Origin of the sequence: Thalassospira sp. A40-3 (assembly GCF_015871485.1) — a bacterium.
GTDB lineage: Bacteria > Pseudomonadota > Alphaproteobacteria > Rhodospirillales > Thalassospiraceae > Thalassospira > Thalassospira tepidiphila.
Genome location: NZ_CP065428.1, coordinates 1,273,594 through 1,294,721, shown reverse-complemented (window position 1 = coordinate 1,294,721; position 21,128 = coordinate 1,273,594). Strand labels below are relative to the sequence as shown.

Here is a 21,128-nt window from a genome sequence, read left to right as displayed (position 1 = left end):
GTTTCGTTCGAAAATGTTTCGATCCGGAAGCTATCGGGATTTCGATTTCAGTTGTGTGACAACACCAAGAATTAAATGTTTCAACAGGAAAACCGGGCTATGCAGCAGCGTTTCGGCCTGTCTATACTGGGATCACAAGCGAAATAACAACTTTCGAACGAAAGAAATGCTGTGACTAAAACGTCTGATGCAGTGCCCCTTGACCGCCGACGCGACCGCATCGTCGCCCTTGTCAAATCAACCGGCTTCATGGCGGTTGAGGAACTGGCACGCCGGTTTAACGTCTCGGTCCAGACGATCCGCACCGATTTGCGCGATCTGCACGAACAGGGCCGTGTGTTTCGCCGTCATGGTCTGGCGGGCCCGGCCCCCGATCCGGATAACTCGGCCTATGAAAAACGCGAAGTCTGGAACCGCACGGGCAAGATGGCGATTGCCGCCAAGGTGGCCGATCTGATCCCGGAGGGCTGCACGATTGCGATTGGCACCGGCACCACCGCCGAACTTGCCGCCCAGCATCTGGCGTCGCATCGCAACTTAACGGTTCTCACAAACAACCTGCATGTGGTGATGGCGCTGCAAAACGCGCCAAATGTCACGCTGCGCCTTGCCGGTGGCACGGTGCGTACGCGTGACTTGGATATCATCGGTGCCGATAGCGCGGACTTTTTCGGCAGCATGCGCGCCGATTTCGGGATAGTCAGTGTTGGCGGGATGAGTGACGAAGGTGATTTGCTGGACTTCAACATGGACGAAGTCCGCGCCCGTCGCGCACTGGTATCGTGCTGCGATCACGCGATCCTGATGATCGACGAGAAGAAAGTCGGCCGCAAAGCGCTCTGCCGCGACGGCCACGCCAGCGATTTTCAGACTGTATTACTCAACACCGCGCCAAGCGACGCCCTGCAACGCGCGCTGGTCAAGGCGCGCAGTCAGATTGTTGTGGTGTCTTAATCAGCAAACAAGCGTGGCTTCTTCGCTGATGGTCAGATCACCTTCGACATGCAGGGTGTGGTTGGGTGCAACCGCCTTCCAGCTATCGCTTTCGGTATCAAGCGGCTCAGAGACGACAATCACGTGATCATCGCGTTTGCGCCAGTAAAGTGATGGCGGCTTATCGTCGCTGGCGTGGCGGATGGCGCAGACGCTTTTGCCGTTTGACAGGCAGGCAGTGAAACGGAACGGTGAGGTCGCACCGCGCACCTTCATTTCGTTTTCGACCACCTCGATCGTGCGGCGGATCGCACGGTGCGGGTCATCGCGCAGGCCGAGTGTCAACATCAGGCAAAAGATCAGCTCGCTATCGGTGGAGCCCTGTCGGCCTTCGTAAAACTCATCCTCGATCATCATTTCCAGGGATCGGCGCACCAGCGGGTAATCGCCAATCTGGCCGTTATGCATGAAAAGATACTGGCCGTTGGAAAACGGGTGGCAGTTGGTGCGGCTGGTGTGGGTGCCGGTCGAGGCGCGGACATGGGCAAAGAAAAGGCCGGACCGAATGTGATGGGCAAGGGATCGCAGGTTCGGATCATTCCAGGCCGGCAGGATTTCGCGATAAAGCCCCGGTGTCGGGCGTTCGTCATACCAGCCAAGGCCAAAGCCATCGCCATTGGTCGGTGTTTTGGCCTGTTCGGCGTGCAGGCTTTGTTCGACCAGTGAATGGCGCGGCTCAAAGACCAGCTTTTCCAGATAAACCGGATCCCCGATGTAGCTCAGCCAACGACACATGATTTGCCCCCGCACATGAATTTTGATCGCGCACATCTAAGCCGGATAATCACAGCATGGTCAATGTGATATTGTGTGTCTCTGTCCTGATTTCAGGACATGGCTGAAAGTCCGGCACTTGTTGGCAAAAAGAACAACAAACCTCTTGCCAAGGCGGGTGATTGTCCGTATTTTCCGCGCCACAAAATGAATCGTGCTGGTGTAGCTCAGCTGGTAGAGCGGCGCATTCGTAATGCGTAGGTCGTAGGTTCAAATCCTATCACCAGCACCATTTTGTAAAACAAAGACCCGCCAAGACGCAGCCTGCTGCATCTTTGGCGGGTTTTGTGTTTTCTGGGCTTGTTTGTGACTGTGCAATGGGGGATTGCAGCGCAATCTTTTCACATTCCCCCTACCCGATGCGTCTGTTTGCAAGGAACCGTTATAACTTCTTGCAGATCAGGGGCGGCATGATGGCGGCCCTTTTGAGTGTTGCAAGACACCATTGGGGAGTGCAGGCATGACCGATAGTGACGCGCCCAAACCAGCCAAGGCTTCGACCAAATCCAGCGACAATTCCGATAACGGGCAACCGTCATCCGAGGCCGGTGCGGCAGACGCCGAAAACAATCTGCGCGAACCAACCGAAGCCCCGGACACGATCAGCTCCGAACAGGCCGCCGTTGATATGATGGCAGCCCTTTGCCGTGACTTTGGCCTGCCGGGCTTTGAGCAAGCTGCATCAGGCAGTCAGGCTCAGCCGTCACAGCAGCCACAGCCAATGGAAACCGCGTTTCAGATCATTCAACGTTATCTGCTTGATGGCGGGACGTCATCGCCAACCCCAATAACCGCAAGTGCGCCGACGGAAGGCTACACCAGCCCGCTTGAAAACATGGACCCTTGGTATAGTACTGACAGTGGTTCGGCTGCCACCAATACCCAGTCTGGCACCACGGACGCGCAATGGGGCGTAACCACGATCCATGCGGACGGCAGCACAACCGACATGACGGGGCCCGTCATCCGCGATGACATGTTCCGCACCGCCATGCCGACCCTTCAGGGAAAGGCAGACACCACCGCCGATACGCCGGACTGGGCGATCAGCATGGAACAGGGCTATCCCCTGTCGCCGACCAAGACCAGTGCGCAAACAGCGATTCTTGCGAAAATGCTGGCACCGGATGTGCCAAAATCCTTGTGCAAATGGTCCTTGCATGTCGGCGCATCAACAGATGCGCAGTCCGAACTTTCGGTTACGGCACCGAATGCGGCCCCGTCACAATTACGCGCGCTTTTGTTTGATGCAATCGATGCCGATGGCGCCGCCCCCCAGATGTCCGAAGTACCGATTTATGGCGGCGCACCGCATGCCATCCATCTTGAACAGACGGTTGGCGCGACGGGCAGTGAAGCAACCCCAGATGTGGCGTTGATCCGTCTGATCTTTGCTGATCGTGCACCGGTGCCGATCCATCTGGAATATGTCGGTACCCTGCCCAGCCCCATCGTTGCGGGCAATGTGATGGTCGCCCCCAATTCCAGCGTCCCGTTTTGGGTGCAGATCACCCCGCCCAGCGAAGGCGACAAGGGGGCCGGTCTTGTTGTTCTGGTGCGCTATGAAGCCGAGACCAGCTTTGATGTCACCGCCCAGCTGATGACCCAGGCCAGAACCAGCACCCCAACCGCGATCCTGAGCTGCAATGCCCAGCATGATCAGTCGGCCTGCCGGGCTGCCAGCATGATCTCAGATAGCAGAGGACGGCTTGAAACCGGGTTGACCGGTCTGCCAACCGATCCCAATGCTGCCGATCTTGAAAAATACGGGTTCATCCCACCGGCCTTTATGCTTGATGCAGATATAAGCGCATCGGCATCAGCAGCGGCGTCGACACCAGCAGCGGCGAAAGCTGCGCCCACACCCACGCCGGCGAAATCTGGCGCAGCGGCAAAAACATCCGACCCGGGCGATGATGGTGACACCGACAACAGCGACAGCAGCAAAACCAGCAGCAGCAATGCCAAATCGTCAACGGGCACAAGCAAAGGCAAGAACGGCAATAGTGACAACAGTGACAACTCTGGCAGCACTGGCAGCAGCAAAGGAGGCACCTGATGTCTGGGCAGGCGCAAAACGATGTAACCACGGCAAGTGATCGCAAGGACGCGGTCCGGAAGGCGTTCAATCAGGAATATCTGGCAACCCAGCAGGCCATGGCGCAAGCCGCCGAACGGGCCCGCGCCCAGGTTCTTGATCAAAAACAGACCATTTCCAATCATGCCGAAAACGTGAAATCCGGCGCCCAGGCCCCGCAGCCCGCAATCGGCAGCCAGCAGACAGGGCAAGCCACCCCACATCCTCAGGCGGCACAACAAGGGGCACCGCATATGGCATCGGATCCAAACATGCAGAACGGCCAGCAGGTCATGTTCGATATCGCAAATGAAATCCGCAACATCATCGCACGCGAGATTGACTTGCGCATGCAGGCCTTGTCCGAGAAGGTGGAAACCGCCCTTGCCGAAGCCTTCCCGCCAAGGGATCCGAAAAAGGAACAAGCCCCCCAATCTTCAGGTCCCGCGCCCCAGCAAAAGACATCCGGCAAAAAGACCTAGCTTGATGTCTGCAACCGGGCAACGCCCGGAACAGGAACGGCAATAACAAGCGCATCAAAGCGCGACGATCTGTCCCCAACCTATCCTCAGCCCGCATCGCGACGGCTGCGCCGTTGCGCACGAAAACACAACTATAGGATGTATATAAACTTTTATTCACAATTCTTTTGCGGCTACGTCATAATGATTACCGCAAAACTTAATCAGCCTATGGTTGCATTCAATCAACCGGAGGGGTCCATAGTGCAGAACGAAAAGAACAGTCCGCAGGATGAGGCAACCCTGACAGAAGCCGAGATCAGCTTTGCCAAAAGTCTTGAACAAAGCCTGTCGCTGGCGTTGGGTGATGATGACAAGGTGACGTCAATCTGGTCCCGGTTAAAACCCGAACAAAGGGCGCGCATTGCCGAAGATTATCTGGCAAAGCTTGCCGCAGCCGACGACCCCGGAGATCAAGAAGCCGATCAAAAGGCCGGTCACGACAGATTGACGCCCCCGGCAAGTAGCGCCCTTGATGCACGCACCATCATGCAATCGATGACGCCAGCAGCAAAACCGGCAGACACCCGCCCCGCCGCAACCGCAAACCCCGGCTCGGCAACAGACCAGGTCCAGCCACGATACAGCCCGCCGCCCGGTTACCCGGCAGACTTCAACCCGCTGGCAGGCTTCCCGGGTCTTGAACCATCACGCAGCGGCCCGAGCCCCGAAGACATCATTGCCGGTGCGCTTGGCACGCCTGGCGGCACACCGACCGACCCGCTTGATATCCTGCGCGGTCTTGTGCCGGGGGCAGAAAGCCCGACATTGCGCCAACCGGTGCCACATGTGCCGGTCCCGCAAGCACCGGTGGCACCGACCGCACCAAATGCCCCCGATGACGGACAATATTCCTCCCCGCAATCCACGCCGCAAACCCATCCGCAAACGGATGCCGATTTGGGCCCGGCGGCACCGAATTTCTGGCCGCTGTGGATTGATCAGCAAGACACGCTTTTGAAGCAATGCCTGAAACTGATGTCGGGCAATATGGATGACGCGCAAGATGCGCTGTCCGAGGCGATGGTCAAGGCATCGACCAAATTCGAAGAATCCATGGATGAAATCCGCAACCATCGCGCCTGGTTATCGCGCATTGTCCATAACGCCTGCATTGATTTGCACAGGCAAAACCGGCGCAAGGCGGAATACCGCGAAGAAACCCATGGGGCTGCCGACACACCGGCCTCCCCGATGACAGCGCCGATCACACCGAGCCCCGAGGAATCTTATCTCGCTGGTGAAAAACTGGATCAGCTCGAAGCGGCCCTTCTTGAGATGCAGGAAAAACTGCGCAAGCCGCTTTTGATGCGCTGTGTCCAGGACCGCACCTATGACGAGATTGCAGCGGCCCTGGGCTTAAGCAACTGCGCGGTGCGCAAACGTGTTCAGCTGGCCCGCGAACATCTCAGGGCTTCGGGCATTCAATAAGAATACGTGCGTAAAAAAAACGACCAACTCGCAAAAAAGACGCGTCACAACGATACACCACCAGCGTCGATAGACTGAAAACGGGACGGCGAAACCCCGACAGAAACACAACAGCAAGCAGCACACCGCAAAGCGTAACGAAGGAGACTTTACAATGGCGATTCCGACCCCGGTAAATGGTCAGATCACTGATGCAGTCACCCAGGCTAACGTGAAAGTTCTGGGCGACGCCCCGGCAATGGCAATGGGCTCGATCTTCCAGTCCCTCGCTCATTCCACCGGCATTCTTTATGAAAACGCCGTCAGCGCACAGCAGCAGATCGGCATCACCTCGCAGGCCGCAACCAACCAGGGCGTCATCCAGATCTATTCGGTCGACACGATGGCAGACTCTGTTGCGACCTCCAAAATTGCCAAAAGCGACGTACCCGACAACATGCTGTCGCTTCTTACCGCTCTTCAGGCAACCAAGGGCTGATTTTCAAAACATCTTTGGCCCCAAAGCCAGTTTCAAATCGGGCGGTCGCAATCATCAGCGATCGCCCGATTTCATTTGATCAGGGCTTTGCAAAACAATCCGTTCTTTTGCAAAGCCCTGCGTCACAAGACGCCAAGCCCCCCGTCATCTGTCTGACCGCAACACACGCAAAGTGGCTGGTTTGGAACATCTCTTCCTTCCAGCATTTCCCTAGGCAAACAGGAGATAAACAGTGGCTGATAACACTCCGCTAAATGGTCAGATCACAGATGCCGTGACCCAGGCGAACGTGAAAGTTCTGGGCGACGCCCCGGCAATGGCGATGGGTTCAATCTTCCAGTCCCTCGCACATTCGACGGGCATCCTGTATCAGAACGCCGTCAGCGCCCAGCAGCAGAACGGCATCACCTCGCAGGCCGCGACCAATCAGGGCATCCTGCAGATCTATTCGGTCGACACCATGGCTGACGCCGTTGCGACCTCCAAGATCGCCAAAAGCGATGTGCCCGACAATATGCTGACGCTTCTGACGACGCTTCAGGCAACCAGAAACTGATTTTGATCCGGGTTTCGGCCCGTCCAGCCAGTATCACACCGGGCGGTCGTATTGATCTGCGACCGCCCGTTTTCATTGTGGCAACGGTTCTGCAAGCAATCCAAGTTTTTGCCAGCCCATCGTCACAAGACACCAAGTCCCCCGTCATCTGTCTGACCGCAGGACATGCGGAAAGGGTCGGTTCGGGGCCTTACGTTCCTTCCGGCACTTCTTTAGGTAACCAGGAGATACACAATGGCTGATAACACTCCGGTCAATGGTATGATTACCGACGCCGTCACCCAAGCCAATGTCGAGGTCATGGGTGATGCGCCGGCAATGGCCATGGGCTCGCTTTACCAGTCGCTGGCGCATTCTCATGGCATTCTCTATGAGAACGCTGTCAGCAGCCAGCATCAGGTGGGCATTTCCTCTCAGGCGGCCACCAATCAGGGCGTCATCCAGGTCTACTCTGTCAACACCATGGCGGGGGCCGTTGCGACCTCGAAACTCGCCGCAAGCGACGTTCCCGACAATATGCTTTCGCTGTTGTCGGCTCTTAAAGCCACGACCGGTACGGCCGTGTCCTAAACATCCCCACTGGTTTCGCCGCCAACCCCGCCCGGCATGCATGCGCTTGCCGGGCTTTTTCTTTCACAAATGCCCGCGCTCGGCGTCAAACCGATACGTAGCACTTCCGCCAGCCCATTCCTCCAGACAAGGAGACGGACATGCCATCGGCACCACCTGAGCAAGACGGCAAGAAATCCCAGCACCACCCCGCCAGTCACCATGAAGATGATCATCAGTGCTCGGTTTCAGATCAGATCACTGACAGCGTTGCCCAGACCAATGTTGCCACGATGGGGGCCGGTCCAGGCTTCGCCGCGTTGCAATCCATGATGGGTCAGGCGCAATCGCAGAACATCCTGATGGCGAACATGGTCTCGGCCCAAAAGCAAAATGCCATGATCGGCATGACGACCATGACCCAGAGCATTCTGCAAATGATGAAACGTCGTAGTTAATAAGGATCACCCCGATGAGCAATCCGAACGAAGTCGATGAACAAATTACCGACAGCGTCACCCAAACCAACACATCGGTCATTGCCAATGGCCCGGCGATGGGCGCGATGCAGACCTATCTGTCGCAGGCCCAGGCACAGGGGATCCTGTTTGCCAACATGGTCAATGAACAGCAGCAACAGGCGGTCGCAAGCCTTGCAACCACCATGGAATGTGCAAAGGCCACCCTGTCGGTCCAGGACAACAAGCCAAATTTTTTTACGACACAGCAGACTGGGACGAAGGGGAAATAGCATCTTACGACGGCCTCGATGCGACAGGGGATTCGGATACCGTGTCCCTCGAAGACGCAGATTCACAAGAATCCGGCGATCAGAAAGGTGAAGGTCAAGATAACACCGAAACCAGTTCGTGGCTTGGCCAGGCCGACCCAATGTTTATGGGGGATGGATCGGACTACAAGGAAAAGTTTGACTACGCCGCCAGCGCCCAGGGCGAACAGACAAAGGACGTAACATGAGTGATATCGTAAACCCGCAAGTTACCGATGCTGTCACCCAGACCAACGTCAAAATTCTGGGTGAAAGCCCGGCACAGGCGGTTTCCATGGCCATGCAGTCGCATTCACATGCCACCGGCCTTGCCATGGAAAACGCAACCCTGACACAAGGCAACATGCAACAGGTTGCCAATACAGCAACGTCAAAGCTTGTTGCCCTGATCACCGCCCAGGCGGGCTAGGCGCAACAGACTCTAATTGATCACAATCACGTCCGTGCGACGTCTAGAGATGTGCGGTCAGACCGATCGCTTTTTCGGAGGATAACATGGCAATTCCAACCCCGGTGAATGGTCAGATTACAGACTCTGTGACCCAGAGTGCGGTCAGTGTTCTTGGTTCCGCGCCTGCGAATGCGATGGGTGCGATTTACCAAAGTGCGGCCCATTCAACATCGATCCTGTTCCAGAACGCTGTTCAGGCACAGCAACAGGCATCGATGTGTTCGCAAGCCGCCACCAATCAGGGCGTGATGCAGCTTTATTCCGTCAACACCATGGCGGGTGCGCAGGCAACAGCCAAACTCGGCCGGTCTGACAACAGCGATGCGCTTTTGACACTACTCGTAATTTTGGCAGCAACCCGCCGCTAGGCACATGATCCGTCTGGTCCTGCCCGGACCAAATACGGTCAAAACATGAGGGCGTGAAATGGCAGACAACACCCCTGTAAACTCACAAATCACCGATGCAGTGACCCAGAACAACGTCAAGGTTCTGGGCGAAGCACCGGCACATGCCATGGGGCTTGTGTATCAGACGATGGCACATTCCATCAGTTTGTCGATGCAAAACGCCATGCAGACCCAAGGCGGCCTGCAGCAGATCGGCAACGCCGTCACATCAAGCGCCTGCCGTATGATCCTGGAAAGTACTGGCGGTGGCATGGGCGGCGGCAAAAGCGGCGAATAACGCGCCCGCAGATTTTATGGCTCCTGACCCGTCCCGACAGAGATAATCAAACCGGTCTTTTGACCCGTTGCATATGAGGTTTTCGATGGCAGACGACGACGCAAAACAGAACGAAGATCCGAAAGCTGAAAACAAAGATCAGGGCAATGAGCCGGACAAAGCCGCGTCCCCCGCCGACAAGGATGGTGACGGCGACAAAAACGCCGCAGACACCAAAGACGCGAAAGATGGTGGCGACGCAAAAGGCGATAAGAAGGCCGATGACAAGGATGATGCAAACAAACCGGCATCGCCGTCTGATCCTGCAGCCCCGGACAATCCGCCGGGCACCCCGCCGCTCAGCACGGCATTGAACCCGCAGATCGTGCAGGCTGTCGGCACGACCAACCATGCGGTTCTGAACGGTGCGATCCCCGGTGCCAATGGTGTGGCCTATCAAAAGGTTGCGCAGGCCGCCGCCTATGCGGTGCAGGATTCGACGGATTATCTGCGCAATATCATGTCGATGGCATCCGCCACCACCGGCGTCGCCATGCAACAGATGCTGGCTACCAAGGAAGTCGACCCTTATTCCAAGATCATCAAGGCTGCGACCGATGCCGTCAGTGACGCCCAGACAACCTTCTCCAAGGTCGGCACGTCAGCCAGTTCGGTGGTGAAGGATTTTGACAGCCTCGCCTGATCAGGCTCAGGCGCTGCGCATCAGCTCGATACGGTGGCAGGTCTCCGAGAAATCCGGGGCAAACAGTTTAAGACTGACACCCGTCCCCTGAAGCTCATAGGCGCCCATTTCCTCTGTCGGGCAGGAAATGAACCGGGCCACGGTCGAACTGACCAGAACACGCCGACCAAGTTGCTTGGTAAGTTGTTCGATGCGGGCTGCTTCGTTTGCCGCCTGCCCGACCACGGTAAAATCAACACGCTCCGAAACGCCGACATTGCCGTAAATCACTTCCCCGACATGCATGCCAAGGCCGTAATCGAATGGCAGTTTTCCGACTTCTTCGCGCCGCGCATTCAGCGCATCGATGTTCAACTGGGCCTCGGCCGCGGCATAAAGTGCTGCGTAACAGGCGGTTTCAAGATTGGTTTCGTCTTCATCAATCGGGAAAATCGCAAGCGTCGCATCCCCGATATAGCGCAAAACCTGCCCACCGTGCTTAAGCACGGCACCGGCTGTTGCACCAAAGAAATCATTCATTTCGCCCAGGAACGCATCATCACCGACATGGGTCGCAACCGAGGTCGAGTTGCGCATATCCGAAAACCAGATCACTGCACGGGTTTTGGTACTGTCGCCCAGCTTGATCTGACCATTGCGGACACGTTGCCCGGCGTCGGTGCCAAGATAGGTTTCCAGAATGGTGCGGGTTTCTTCATGGTTGATGCGCATTTTGCACGACACGGCAAAGCGGCGCTGAATACCTGACAGGATCGCCAGATCCTCGTCCGAGAAGCCACTGGGACGCCGCGTCAGATAGGTCATGAAGATGCGGTTGCTATTGAGCGTGCTGTCGCTATCGGTCACGAACGGGGTCATCAGGGCGTAATAGTCTGTGCCCCGTTGGCGGCGGAAAGTTTCAAGGATCGGGAAGTCGACAACCGCACTGGGGCCAATAAGATGACGGCGCATGAAGCTGACATCGCTATCAAGCATCCATTTCATCGGGCTTTCAGCCCAATCGCGGTCCTTTTCATCATCGCCCATGTGGGTGGTACGCACAACCTGGCCGTTTTCCTTGGTCCAGATATAGGAAACACCTTCATACAGCGGGTGCAGGGTCTTGAACGCGACCATGACGCGATCAATCGGGATTCCCGATGCGACCAGACGACTGGCCATGCCAGACAAAAGTTCGCTGATGTCGGTATCATCAAGCGCACATTCCATCAGCCAGTCGTTAACAGAGCGCACAAATCCACGCGCGGCTTGCGCGTTATTGGTTCCGGGAAGCGGGGTTACCACGCCGGATGAAGACTGGTTATTGGTCATGGGCACGCTCCGTCCGTTCGTCTGCTTGATTGTCGCACTGCCGTTGGTTCAAATCCAGACCCTAAATAGAACAGCAATGCAATTTAGCAATTATTGATTTGGAAACAGTTATTTTCCGGCAAACAAATGACTATTGGTCACTTAAAGCGCAAGGGCTATCTGTCAAAAAACTGTCGCACTTTGCCGGCACCGGAATTACGCAGTCTCAAAACGACTGAATTCAACGTTATTGCGGCTGTGCCGGCGGCAGGTAAATACGCGCCAGAAGCCCGCCTTTCTGGGAGTCTTCAAGGTATATTTCGCCACCATGCGCCCGGACGGCGGTGCGTGCGATTGCCATCCCAAGACCAATACCGCCAGTATCACGATTGCGTGACGCTTCAATCCTGAAGAATGGCTCAAACACCTGTTCGCGCTGTTCGACCGGTATCCCCGGCCCGTCATCGGCAATTTCGATCCACAGGCCGCCATCATCGGCATCGCGCACCGCGACCTCGACCGTATCGCCGAAGTTAAGGGCATTGGACACCAGATTGCCAAAGGCGCGCTTGATCGAAAGCGGCCGGCACGGATAAACCCGGGTATCGACCTCGCCAATATATCTGATTGGGCGTCCGGTTTCTGCCAGATCCTCGACCGCGGATTCAACAAGGGCAGTCAGATCGATCTTGCGGGTTTCCTCATTCGCGGTTTCTTCGCGGGCAAAGGTCATTGCCGCTTCGACCATCTGTTCCATTTCATCAAGGGTTTCGATGATGCGCGCACGGTTTTCCGGATCATCGACAAATTCGGCGCGCAGGCGCAGCGACGTAATTGGCGTACGCAGATCATGCGAAATGGCGGCCAGCATCCTTGTGCGATCCTCGACAAAGCGTTTGAGGCGGGCAGTCATCCGGTTAAAGGCCCTTGTGGCGCGTCTGATTTCAATCGGACCGGTTTCAGGCACCGGTTCGGGATAATCCCCGCGCCCGACACGATCGGCTGCCTTTGTCAAAACGTCCCACGACCGGGAAATTCGGCGCGCCAGGAAAAAGGCAATCACGGCAATGACAAGCCCGGACGCCAGAACACGCAAAAGATTGTCGAACACAAACCACGGCGGCGAGACGACCCCGCCAATCATGGCTTCCAGCCAGACATCGGGCGCTGTGCCGGTTGGCTCCCCGTCCGGACCAAGGATCCTGATCGGCACAACAAGGCGCATCACCGGCGAGGTATCGCAATCAAACCGGTCAAGGTAGCGCAACGACCAAGGGGCTCGGCGATCATCATCACGGTCATCATCGCGATCATGATGATCATCGTCGTGGCCGGATCGCTCCATACGGTCACGTTCCAGAAACGCATCCTTTTCACGCCGGAGTGTTTTACGTTCCGTCCAGCATTCATCCTCGGACAGGATTTCAACCCGCGCCGGAACCCCGGTTTCAAGGTCCAGTGCCTCGTTCAAACGCTGGCTCAGCGTGTCCGAGGTAAATCCGTCACCGGAAACCACATCACTTTCCGGCACCAGCCGCAGGCGGTTTTGCGGTGATTGCGCCACGCGCAACACATCGGCCCAGTTATCACGCGGGGTTGTTGTCAGAATGCGCGAAATTGCCGCCACCCGTGACAGGGCATAACCGCGCCGCTCAGACGCCACCGCATCCCGGCGTTCTTCGGCCAGCATGACACCAAGGACGATGTGGGTCAGGATGATTGCGCCCAACAGCAGACAGACAAGCTGCGCGGTCAGACTTTGCGGCCAAAGGCGTTTGATCAGGCGGCGCTTGGTCATTTTTCGGTCACCTCGCAGGTGAACATGTATCCCCCGCCCCAGACGGTCTTGATCAGGGTCGGGTTCTTGGCATCATGTTCAATTTTCTTGCGCAGGCGGCTGACCTGATTATCGATGCTGCGATCAAACGGCACGGCTTCGCGCCCACGGGTTAGATCAAGCAACTGATCGCGGTTAAGCACCATGTTGGGATGTTCGACAAAGGCACAAAGCAGGCCATATTCCCCGGCACTGAGTGGCACGACCACATCATTGGCATCGCGCAATTCATGGCGGGTACGATCCAGCACCCAACGGTCAAAATGCACCTGCCCGCCCGGAAGCGGCCCCTTGCGCCCGACCGGAAGACTTTGCGCACGCCGCATCACGGCCTTGATCCGGGCCAGCAATTCGCGCGGATTAAACGGCTTGGCCAGATAATCATCCGCGCCCATCTCAAGACCGATGATGCGATCGGTTTCCTCGCCAAGGGCTGTCAGCATCACGACTGGCACATCATAGTTTTCACGCAGCCAGCGACACAAACTCAGCCCGTCTTCGCCCGGCATCATCAGATCGAGCACGATCAGGTCGGGTGCGATGTTATCCGCCATCAGCTTGCGCAACTCGCGCCCGTCAGATGCCAGTGTCACACGATATTCATGTTGACGCAGATACCGCCCCAAAAGGTCACGGATATCACGATGGTCATCGACAACAAGAATGTGGGGCTGGTCGCTCATATGCGGTCCTGAAATCAAAATCGTCTGTGAAGCCTAACCTAACGCGTCGTCAGTTCCGGCAGAAACGGCAATTTGTATCAGATTGTCGCAAAACGGCCTTTTGGCAAAGCTTGCGACCATTTTGCCCGTTCGCCGGGATCATTTCGCGACAATCATAGGCGATAACGGGCTTCAACACATTGATCCCCCACAAACCTGATGAGGTCCCCGATGAAACGCAAAACCACCCTTAAACTTGCTGCGGCCCTGATTGCCACCACCATGATCGCAACCCCGTTTGCAGCGACATATGCATCGCCTGGCGAACGCGAACATAAAGGCGAATATATGCGCGGTGAACACGGTGAATACGGCGAACATGGCAAACACGGCAAAGGCGGCATGTTCCATGGCGAAGTCCGCGCACGCGCCGTGCCATTGACCACCGATGAAGCCCGCACGCTGGTTGATGCGATGCTTTTGAAGATGGGTGAATCCAACCTCAAGACCGGTGATGCCAAGGTGTCCGAACAGGCTGGCAAGATTGATGTTGTCTTGCTCAATGCCAGTGGCGATGTGGTCGAGGTTTTGAAATTTGATGAAAAAACCGGCCGCATGGATCGCGGCACCCATCATGACCTGCGCAAACTGATCGGCAAACCGAACAAAGACAAGGCCGCACGTTTTGATCGCAAATTCACCGCCGATCAGATGATGCTTTTGGCCAATGCGATGGTGATCCGGTTTGGCAATGGTGAGCTTAAACTGGGCGACATCACCGAAACCCCGCGCGGTACTTATACCGCCACCGTCACCAATCAGGCCGGCGACATTGTCCGCGAAATGGAACTGAGCAGCGTGACCGGTCGCCCGATCATCTGATAATTCCGTCAAAACCTGACCTTCCCCGGTCCGGGGACTTCCCCCATCCCAACCGATACCCCGGACCCGCCTGCGCCCCCAAGGCTCCCCTTGGGGGCGTTTTGCGTTTTGGCGTTTAACTTCATCGACTTGTCATGCAATTGGGTTTGACGGCTTTGCGTAATCCAAGCATTGTTACGCGCTTCTGCAACGCGCCCCATGAAAGAAGCACCATGACGACCAACGCCCCAAAACCCGCCCCCAGAACCGCGACCCTTGATGATATCCCCGCACTGACAGCCCTTTGGCAGGAAACCGGGCTTTACCGCCCGTATAATCCGCCGGAATGGGATGTGCGCTTCGCGCTTGAAAGCAGCGAAGCCACCCTTTTCGTTTGGGAAGATAACAGCGATAACATTATCGGCTCCATCATGGCGGGTCATGATGGGCACCGTGGCTGGGTCTATTATATGGCCGTCACACCAAGTTTGCAGAAATCAGGACTGGGTCGCCGCCTGATGGAAGTCGGGGAAAACTGGCTGCGCGATCAGGGTGTCTGGCGCATGCAATTGATGGTGCGTGCAGATAACCATGCGACGCAGGATTTCTATCGCCATCTTGGCTATCGCGCCTGCGACGTCACCGTGATGCAAAAAGACATCAACACCCCGCCTGCCGACCGTTAAGGCACCAGAACATTACATGGCATCGGCAATGGTCGATGCCGCGTTCTGTTCGGTCGGCGCTGGTTCCTGCTGATTTTTAATCGCGATTGTCGCATGGGCAATCCGGCGTGCGCGCTCATACAGGCGGTTGATACGTTCGACCATTGCGACCTCAATCCGATACCGGCGAATATCAAGATCGCGCGGGCCGATTTCATCGCTGACCTTGCGAAGGGTCGTATCAAGCTTGGTGGTGAACTCCGCCTTGCGGCCCAGCACACGATTGGCGGCCTCCAGATCCTCGGCGGAAAAGGCGGTCATCGCCTGTTTCAGGCAATCTTCGGCGATCTCGTAAAGCTCTGCCATTTTCTGGCGGTTTTCGTCTGACGGCATGTGGCGAATATCAAGCCACTCGCCGACCAGCTTGACCATTTCCTCGCTGATCAGATCGCCAACAGCTTCAAGATGGTTGCTGACCGCAAGCTCGTTCTGCATGCGGTTGAGGTCAGCTGCCAGCAGTTCCGCACGCGGCAGTTTCGCCGCAAACAGCGCAATCGCGTCTTGCAGGCTATCGACCCCGTCATCCAATTCGCCAAGCTTTTTAAGCTTCGGGCGTGTCGGGTTGCGCAGGTTTTCACGCCCACGGCGCACGACATCAATCACCACATCGCCCATATGCATGACTTCATTACGCAACAAACTAAGGGCTGCTGCCGGGGCTATGGTCAGTTCGTGGATGACGTATTTCGGCTCCGGGCTGAGGCGCGGTTCGGTATCGATTTCGGCCGGGACCAGCTTTTCAATCAGGCGTGCTATTGCGGGGACAAAGCCGATCATCAGGATGACGTTGGCGACGTTGAAAATGGTGTGCGCGTTGGCAATTTCACGTGCAATATCGACGGTTTCGGCGGTGCGCCCGGTGGTGATGAACTCCACAAGCGTCACCAGATGATCAATAAATGGCAGCCAGATCAAAACCCCGACCACATTAAACAGGATATGGCCAAGGGCGGTTCGGAACGCATCGCGGTTCTTGCCAATCGTCACCAACAGGGCCGTAACACAGGTACCGATATTGGCCCCGAAAATAAGCGCGATCCCGCTATCAAGCGGCACCAACCCCTGCCCGGCCAGAACAATGACAATCCCCATGGTCGCCGCACTTGATTGCACCAGCGCAGTGAACGCCGCCGCAACCAGCATGGCGAGAAACGGATTGCGCATCTGGCCCATCACATCGATGAACGGGCCATAGGTCCGAAGCGGTTCCATGGCATCACTCATCATGCCCATGCCAAAGAACAGCATCCCCATGCCCAGCACTGCCTTGCCGATCAGCGTAAACCGCTTGCGATCGGCCAACATTGTCATGGCAAAGCCAATCGCGATGACAAGCGGCGCAATGGCATCAATCCGAAAGGCGATGATTTGCGCGGTCAGGGTACTGCCGACATTGGCGCCCATGATCACGGCAATCGATTGCGCAAACGGCATCAGTCCGGCCGATACAAACCCGACCACCAGCACGGTCGTAACACTTGAAGATTGTACCAACCCGGTAATGACCGCACCCGAAACTGCCGCCCAAATGCGATTGCGCGTCATGCCAGACAAAACGCGGCGTAGCCTTGCCCCGGCAAGGGTTTTAAGCGCGCCGGCAAGGTGATCCATCCCGTATAAAAACAGGGCCAACCCGCCAACCAAACCGATGGCCATCGACCAGGTATCAAGCGAAGGCGCGTCGTCCGCCGCCCATGCAGCCGAGTTGGTCACAAGGAGCAAGAGCGTGCTTGCAAGGATGGATTTCAGGATGGGTGGCATTGGGCACCGGTCGAGGTAATCGGTTGAAAACAAACCGACCATAGCGCAGTTTGGGGACTAAACCCAATCGGATGTTTAGCCCCTTGCCAAACTGTGAGGTGGCAGACATTCCACCAGCCGAGCCTAGCCCATTGCCGCGCCCGGCCAACGAGCCGACGATCAGGCCAGACAGCTCGCAGGCGATCAATGGCTTATTCGGCGGCAACCGATTTATGATCTGGTTTTTCCTGTGCCAGACGTTCGCGCAGGACCGCAACCTGATCACCAGACAACCGCAGACCAAGCTTGGAACGACGCCAGATCAGGTCATCAAGATCACGCACCCATTCGTTTTCGATCAAATAGCGGACTTCGGCCTCGTACAGGTCATGACCGTAACATTTGCCAAGATCACCAACAGTTTTGGCATCGCCAACAATCTGGTCGATCCGCGTGCCATAAGCGCGCAGCAGACGTTTGAGCATCACCGCATCCATCCAGTCATAGCGTGCGGCATAATCGGAAAAGGCCGCCTCATAGGACGCATTGGGGAAATCCCCACCCGGCAGCACGGCATTTGCTGTCCACGGGGTGTCCTTGGTGCCCAGTTCCTTTGAAATGATCTGAAGCGCGTGTTCGGCAAGCTTGCGATAGGTGGTGATTTTGCCACCAAACACATGCAGCGCCGGCGCCTGATCACCGTTGGCTTCCAGTTTAAGGGTGTAGTCACGCGACACCTTGGACGCGTTTGCTTCCGCGCCCTCCCCGGCATAAAGCGGGCGCACGCCGGAATAGGTCCAGATGACATCATCAGATGCGATCGGCTTTTTGAAATAGCCGCTGGCAAGCTTGCACAGGTAATCAATTTCGTCCTGATCAATCTTGACCTTGGCCGGGTCGCCCTTGAAATCGACATCGGTGGTACCGATCAGGGTGAAGTCATCCTGATAGGGAATGGCAAAGACAATGCGGCCATCACCGTTCTGGAAGATATAGCAGAAATCATGGTCAAACATCTTGGGCACGACAATGTGGCTGCCCTTGACCAGACGGATATTGGCCTTGGTGTCGGATTTGACCACACCGTTTTCCGGATTGATCAGATCAGCACACCACGGACCGGCGGCATTGATCAACATGCGCCCTGATACCGTACGGTTTTCGCCGGCTTCCTGATCGCGCAGCGTCACATTCCAACCATCGCCTGCGCGGTTTGCCCCGACACATTCGGTACGGGTCAAAATCTCGGCCCCCATGTCCTTGGCATCCATCGCATTGAGGACAACAAGCCGCGCATCATCGACCCAGCAATCGGAATAGACAAAGCCCTTGGTCATCTCGTCACGCAGCGATGCACCCGATACGTGCTTGGCAAATGAAATGCCCTCGGACGCCGGAAGCTTTTTACGCCCACCAAGATGATCATACAGGAACAGGCCAAGACGGATCATCCAGGCCGGACGCAGATCCTTGCGATGTGGCAGCACGAAACGAAGCGGCCAGATGATATGCGGCGCATTATCCAGCAATACTTCACGTTCGGTCAGCGCTTCGCGCACCAGACGGAACTCGTAATGCTCCAGATAGCGCAACCCGCCATGGATCAGCTTGGTACTGGCCGACGAGGTGGCACTTGCCAGATCATCCTTTTCACACAGCAACACTTTAAGGCCCCGGCCCGCCGCATCGCGCGCGATCCCGGCACCGTTAATGCCGCCGCCAATAATGATCAGGTCATAGTTTGAAGTGCCAGCCATCGGGGCCTCTCATCACAGAAGGGAAACTCGTTAAGCTTCAAAATAGTTCATTTTCGAAAATTTTCAAGTTTCGAATTGTGACATTTATTCGACACAGCCATGAGTCACTTGCACGCACATGCTTCAGTTATGCCTGATAAACCCGAAACAACCACAGGAAAGGAAACGTTCATTCGTGAACGAAAATGAAAAACCCCGCCTGAGGTTCAGACGGGGCTCAAAGAATGCGTAACACGCAAGATGTAAGGCCAAGATGTAAGACTAAATCAGGCCAGCCAGCGTTTCTGCCAATCAGAAAGCATGGCAATCGTCCAAAGCTGATGGCCCCAATTGCGCTTGCCCGACATATGTTCGGACCGGAGCTTTTCGATCTGGCGACGATCCAGACCGAAGTCGGTATAAAGCGCTTCATTGGCCAGATGGTCGCCCATCCATTCATGAAGCGGCCCGCGCAGCCATTGGGCCAGCGGCACGCCAAAGCCGGTTTTCGGCCGGTCAATCATTTCGCGCGGCACATATTTATACAGGATCTGGCGCAGGGCATATTTGCCAACCGATCCATTCATCTTGAGCCGGGCGGGCAAACGCCAGCCAAACTCGATCACGCGGTGATCAATGAACGGCACGCGCACTTCAAGCGAATTGGCCATCGATGCCCGGTCCACCTTGGTCAGAACATCATCGACCATATACATCATCGTATCCATGGCCTGCATGGAGGACACATAATCAAGATGACGGTTGCGACAGAACTTCTCGCCCGGCACGCGGAATTTCTTGCTCGATGCATGCTTGCCGCGCAACTTGTCCGGATCAAACAGCGAAATCAGCGCATGATAACGATCAATATCATCACGGATCGCCAGAAGCGGTGCCGCCTTGTGAATTTTATCGCCAATCGCACTGGTCGATTTTTTGCCCGGCATCAGCCCGATAAGCTTGTCCCAATGATCAGGCGAAAGCATGGTCAGCCCGCGCGAAACAAGCCCACTGCCAAATGGAATGCTGCCAGCCGCGCGACTGAGCTGCTTGGCCCACAAATAGCGGTTATAGCCGCCAAAAGTCTCATCGCCGCCATCGCCCGAAAGGGCCACGGTAACGTGTTTGCGGGTTAGGGCCGAAATCAGATAGGTCGGAATGGCGGAGCTATCAAAGAACGGCTCGTCATAGGTTTCCGAAAGCTTCGGCACCAGATCAAGCGCATCCTTTGGCGTGACATAAAGCTCGGTATGGTCGGTCTTGAGGTGCTTGGCGACTTCACCGGCAAAGGCGGCCTCGTTAAAGGCCTCGTCCTCGAACCCGACCGAGAATGTTTTGACTGGCCGGTCTGAAACCGACTGCATCAGGGCAACGACGGTCGATGAATCAATTCCACCCGACAGGAACGCGCCCAACGGCACATCGGCCACCATACGGCGTTGCACCGCGTCGCGCAGCAAATCTTCAAGCGCGTCAATCGCACTTTGATCATCGCCGCTCCAGGCATGCGTCTGACCGTTCAGGACCGCATCCTCGACCGACCAATAGGCATTTTCGGTCGCCTGATCATGCGATGAAATTTCAAGAATATGGCCGGGTTTGAGCATCTTGGCATGGGCATAAATCGAAAGCCCCGATGGCACATAACCAAAGCGCAAATAGGCATCAAGGCCGGTCTGATTGACCTCGCGCGAGATGGCATCGCCTGCCAGCAGTCCCTTGACCTCGGAGGCAAAACCGATATGGCCGTCATAGCGCGACCAGTAAAGCGGCTTGATGCCCAGACGGTCACGGACAAGGAACAGCTTCTTTTTCTGCCGGTCCCAAAGGGCGATGGCAAACATGCCAATCAGGCGCTTGATGGTATCGCGCAGGCCCCAATGGGCAATGCATTCAAGGATGACTTCGGTATCGGAATGCCCGCGCCACGTGATGTTGGCCGAGGCAAGCTTTTCACGCAGTTCCGGGGCGTTATAGATTTCGCCATTATAGACCATGACATAACGGCCATTGGCGGAATGCATCGGCTGTTTGCCGGCATCGGAAAGATCAATGATGGCAAGGCGGCGCTGTCCAAGAGCAATACCTTCTTGCTCATCAAGCCAGACATCACCGCCATCCGGGCCACGGTGATACAGCGCATCATTCATGCGCGACACACGATCGCACAAGCGCGTTGCATCAGCTTGTTCAGACAGCCATAAACCGGCAATTCCACACATGAAAATATCCTGTAAAGCCCTGCCGTTACTTAAAACAATAACGGTGTGCCCTACAATGAAAACATT

General features: G+C 56.2%; 23 protein-coding genes and 1 tRNA gene. 17 read left to right on the top strand and 7 right to left on the bottom strand.

All coding sequences use genetic code 11. The features are described from left to right. Positions 1-171: 171 nt before the first annotated feature. Positions 172-954 carry a DeoR/GlpR family DNA-binding transcription regulator gene (locus IT893_RS05790; RefSeq protein WP_197147152.1) on the top strand — a complete coding sequence of 261 codons (783 nt, stop codon included), beginning with the start codon at positions 172-174 and terminating at the stop codon, positions 952-954. Here IT893_RS05790 and IT893_RS05785 read toward each other — a convergent pair whose 3' ends face one another. Next, positions 955-1,728 (bottom strand): class II glutamine amidotransferase, encoded by a 774-nt coding sequence (locus tag IT893_RS05785; RefSeq protein WP_064781706.1) that lies wholly within the window; start codon positions 1,726-1,728, stop codon positions 955-957. Between the two features lie 195 nt (positions 1,729-1,923). Here IT893_RS05785 and IT893_RS05780 point away from each other — a divergent pair. The 14 genes from IT893_RS05780 to IT893_RS05715 all read left to right on the top strand — a co-directional run bounded on the left by IT893_RS05780 (position 1,924) and on the right by IT893_RS05715 (position 9,989). Then, positions 1,924-1,999 (top strand) — tRNA-Thr (locus IT893_RS05780). A 228-nt stretch (positions 2,000-2,227) separates the two neighbouring features. Next, a complete protein-coding gene (locus tag IT893_RS05775; RefSeq protein WP_197147151.1) occupies positions 2,228-3,826 on the top strand; it encodes a hypothetical protein in 1,599 nt (532 codons plus the stop codon). Next, entirely contained in the window at positions 3,826-4,326 is a 501-nt protein-coding gene (locus IT893_RS05770) for a hypothetical protein (RefSeq protein WP_197147150.1), read from the top strand. Before IT893_RS05775 ends, IT893_RS05770 begins: the two co-directional genes overlap by 1 nt. Positions 4,327-4,569: 243 nt before the next feature. Next, positions 4,570-5,796, top strand: a complete 1,227-nt coding sequence (locus IT893_RS05765) for an RNA polymerase sigma factor (RefSeq protein ID WP_197147149.1) — start codon at positions 4,570-4,572, stop codon at positions 5,794-5,796. 154 nt (positions 5,797-5,950) lie between these two features. Continuing rightward, positions 5,951-6,274: a RebB family R body protein gene (locus IT893_RS05760; protein WP_008890488.1), complete on the top strand. Its 324-nt coding sequence runs from the start codon at positions 5,951-5,953 to the stop codon at positions 6,272-6,274. 232 nt (positions 6,275-6,506) lie between these two features. Next, positions 6,507-6,830 carry a RebB family R body protein gene (locus IT893_RS05755; RefSeq protein ID WP_008890487.1) on the top strand — a complete coding sequence of 108 codons (324 nt, stop codon included), beginning with the start codon at positions 6,507-6,509 and terminating at the stop codon, positions 6,828-6,830. A 234-nt stretch (positions 6,831-7,064) separates the two neighbouring features. Beyond that, a complete protein-coding gene (locus IT893_RS05750) occupies positions 7,065-7,400 on the top strand; it encodes a RebB family R body protein (protein WP_008890486.1) in 336 nt (111 codons plus the stop codon). Positions 7,401-7,540: 140 nt separating this feature from the next. Beyond that, positions 7,541-7,837 carry a RebB family R body protein gene (locus tag IT893_RS05745; RefSeq protein ID WP_008890485.1) on the top strand — a complete coding sequence of 99 codons (297 nt, stop codon included), beginning with the start codon at positions 7,541-7,543 and terminating at the stop codon, positions 7,835-7,837. A 14-nt stretch (positions 7,838-7,851) separates the two neighbouring features. Beyond that, positions 7,852-8,130 (top strand): RebB family R body protein, encoded by a 279-nt coding sequence (locus IT893_RS05740; RefSeq protein ID WP_008890484.1) that lies wholly within the window; start codon positions 7,852-7,854, stop codon positions 8,128-8,130. Between the two features lie 41 nt (positions 8,131-8,171). Next, positions 8,172-8,357, top strand: a complete 186-nt coding sequence (locus tag IT893_RS05735) for a hypothetical protein (protein ID WP_063088406.1) — start codon at positions 8,172-8,174, stop codon at positions 8,355-8,357. Beyond that, positions 8,354-8,578, top strand: a complete 225-nt coding sequence (locus tag IT893_RS05730) for a RebB family R body protein (protein WP_008890482.1) — start codon at positions 8,354-8,356, stop codon at positions 8,576-8,578. The genes IT893_RS05735 and IT893_RS05730 overlap by 4 nt, the downstream gene beginning before the upstream one ends. A gap of 86 nt (positions 8,579-8,664) precedes the next feature. Beyond that, positions 8,665-8,988 (top strand): RebB family R body protein, encoded by a 324-nt coding sequence (locus IT893_RS05725; RefSeq protein WP_008890481.1) that lies wholly within the window; start codon positions 8,665-8,667, stop codon positions 8,986-8,988. Positions 8,989-9,046: 58 nt separating this feature from the next. After that, positions 9,047-9,307, top strand: coding sequence for a RebB family R body protein (locus IT893_RS05720; RefSeq protein WP_008890480.1), 261 nt, complete (start codon positions 9,047-9,049; stop codon positions 9,305-9,307). Positions 9,308-9,392: 85 nt separating this feature from the next. Then, entirely contained in the window at positions 9,393-9,989 is a 597-nt protein-coding gene (locus IT893_RS05715) for a hypothetical protein (RefSeq protein ID WP_197147148.1), read from the top strand. A 6-nt stretch (positions 9,990-9,995) separates the two neighbouring features. Here IT893_RS05715 and IT893_RS05710 read toward each other — a convergent pair whose 3' ends face one another. The 3 genes from IT893_RS05710 to IT893_RS05700 all read right to left on the bottom strand — a co-directional run bounded on the left by IT893_RS05710 (position 9,996) and on the right by IT893_RS05700 (position 13,799). Beyond that, complete coding sequence (locus tag IT893_RS05710; RefSeq protein WP_008890478.1) at positions 9,996-11,300, bottom strand: adenylate/guanylate cyclase domain-containing protein; 1,305 nt, start codon at positions 11,298-11,300, stop codon at positions 9,996-9,998. A gap of 226 nt (positions 11,301-11,526) precedes the next feature. After that, positions 11,527-13,077, bottom strand: coding sequence for an ATP-binding protein (locus IT893_RS05705; RefSeq protein WP_197147147.1), 1,551 nt, complete (start codon positions 13,075-13,077; stop codon positions 11,527-11,529). Further along, positions 13,074-13,799, bottom strand: coding sequence for a response regulator (locus IT893_RS05700; protein WP_063088408.1), 726 nt, complete (start codon positions 13,797-13,799; stop codon positions 13,074-13,076). The genes IT893_RS05705 and IT893_RS05700 overlap by 4 nt, the downstream gene beginning before the upstream one ends. Before the next feature lie 210 nt (positions 13,800-14,009). On the opposite strand from IT893_RS05700, the gene IT893_RS05695 reads away from it, so the two are divergent. Both IT893_RS05695 and IT893_RS05690 read left to right on the top strand, forming a co-directional pair. Then, complete coding sequence (locus tag IT893_RS05695) at positions 14,010-14,660, top strand: hypothetical protein (RefSeq protein WP_197147146.1); 651 nt, start codon at positions 14,010-14,012, stop codon at positions 14,658-14,660. Between the two features lie 212 nt (positions 14,661-14,872). Then, positions 14,873-15,325 carry a GNAT family acetyltransferase gene (locus IT893_RS05690; protein ID WP_197147145.1) on the top strand — a complete coding sequence of 151 codons (453 nt, stop codon included), beginning with the start codon at positions 14,873-14,875 and terminating at the stop codon, positions 15,323-15,325. A 12-nt stretch (positions 15,326-15,337) separates the two neighbouring features. Here IT893_RS05690 and IT893_RS05685 read toward each other — a convergent pair whose 3' ends face one another. The 3 genes from IT893_RS05685 to asnB form a co-directional block, all read right to left on the bottom strand. Then, the gene (locus IT893_RS05685) at positions 15,338-17,125 is read right to left on the bottom strand and encodes a Na/Pi cotransporter family protein (protein WP_197147144.1); all 1,788 of its coding nucleotides are present in this window, start codon (positions 17,123-17,125) and stop codon (positions 15,338-15,340) included. 191 nt (positions 17,126-17,316) lie between these two features. Further along, positions 17,317-18,861: a glycerol-3-phosphate dehydrogenase gene (glpD, locus tag IT893_RS05680; protein ID WP_197147143.1), complete on the bottom strand. Its 1,545-nt coding sequence runs from the start codon at positions 18,859-18,861 to the stop codon at positions 17,317-17,319. 266 nt (positions 18,862-19,127) lie between these two features. Further along, positions 19,128-21,062 (bottom strand): asparagine synthase (glutamine-hydrolyzing), encoded by a 1,935-nt coding sequence (gene asnB, locus IT893_RS05675; RefSeq protein WP_197147142.1) that lies wholly within the window; start codon positions 21,060-21,062, stop codon positions 19,128-19,130. Positions 21,063-21,128: the final 66 nt, after the last annotated feature.

Bases quoted from the DNA above. Each gene is read 5' to 3' on its own strand.
- IT893_RS05785 (WP_064781706.1), bottom strand. From the start codon at position 1,728: ATGTGTCGTTGGCTGAGCTACATCGGGGATCCGGTTTATCTGGAAAAG.
- IT893_RS05775 (WP_197147151.1), top strand. From the start codon at position 2,228: ATGACCGATAGTGACGCGCCCAAACCAGCCAAGGCTTCGACCAAATCC.
- IT893_RS05770 (WP_197147150.1), top strand. From the start codon at position 3,826: ATGTCTGGGCAGGCGCAAAACGATGTAACCACGGCAAGTGATCGCAAG.
- IT893_RS05760 (WP_008890488.1), top strand. From the start codon at position 5,951: ATGGCGATTCCGACCCCGGTAAATGGTCAGATCACTGATGCAGTCACC.
- IT893_RS05750 (WP_008890486.1), top strand. From the start codon at position 7,065: ATGGCTGATAACACTCCGGTCAATGGTATGATTACCGACGCCGTCACC.
- IT893_RS05745 (WP_008890485.1), top strand. From the start codon at position 7,541: ATGCCATCGGCACCACCTGAGCAAGACGGCAAGAAATCCCAGCACCAC.
- IT893_RS05740 (WP_008890484.1), top strand. From the start codon at position 7,852: ATGAGCAATCCGAACGAAGTCGATGAACAAATTACCGACAGCGTCACC.
- IT893_RS05730 (WP_008890482.1), top strand. From the start codon at position 8,354: ATGAGTGATATCGTAAACCCGCAAGTTACCGATGCTGTCACCCAGACC.
- IT893_RS05725 (WP_008890481.1), top strand. From the start codon at position 8,665: ATGGCAATTCCAACCCCGGTGAATGGTCAGATTACAGACTCTGTGACC.
- IT893_RS05720 (WP_008890480.1), top strand. From the start codon at position 9,047: ATGGCAGACAACACCCCTGTAAACTCACAAATCACCGATGCAGTGACC.
- IT893_RS05715 (WP_197147148.1), top strand. From the start codon at position 9,393: ATGGCAGACGACGACGCAAAACAGAACGAAGATCCGAAAGCTGAAAAC.
- IT893_RS05710 (WP_008890478.1), bottom strand. From the start codon at position 11,300: ATGACCAATAACCAGTCTTCATCCGGCGTGGTAACCCCGCTTCCCGGA.
- IT893_RS05705 (WP_197147147.1), bottom strand. From the start codon at position 13,077: ATGACCAAGCGCCGCCTGATCAAACGCCTTTGGCCGCAAAGTCTGACC.
- IT893_RS05700 (WP_063088408.1), bottom strand. From the start codon at position 13,799: ATGAGCGACCAGCCCCACATTCTTGTTGTCGATGACCATCGTGATATC.
- IT893_RS05695 (WP_197147146.1), top strand. From the start codon at position 14,010: ATGAAACGCAAAACCACCCTTAAACTTGCTGCGGCCCTGATTGCCACC.
- IT893_RS05690 (WP_197147145.1), top strand. From the start codon at position 14,873: ATGACGACCAACGCCCCAAAACCCGCCCCCAGAACCGCGACCCTTGAT.
- IT893_RS05685 (WP_197147144.1), bottom strand. From the start codon at position 17,125: ATGCCACCCATCCTGAAATCCATCCTTGCAAGCACGCTCTTGCTCCTT.
- glpD (WP_197147143.1), bottom strand. From the start codon at position 18,861: ATGGCTGGCACTTCAAACTATGACCTGATCATTATTGGCGGCGGCATT.
- asnB (WP_197147142.1), bottom strand. From the start codon at position 21,062: ATGTGTGGAATTGCCGGTTTATGGCTGTCTGAACAAGCTGATGCAACG.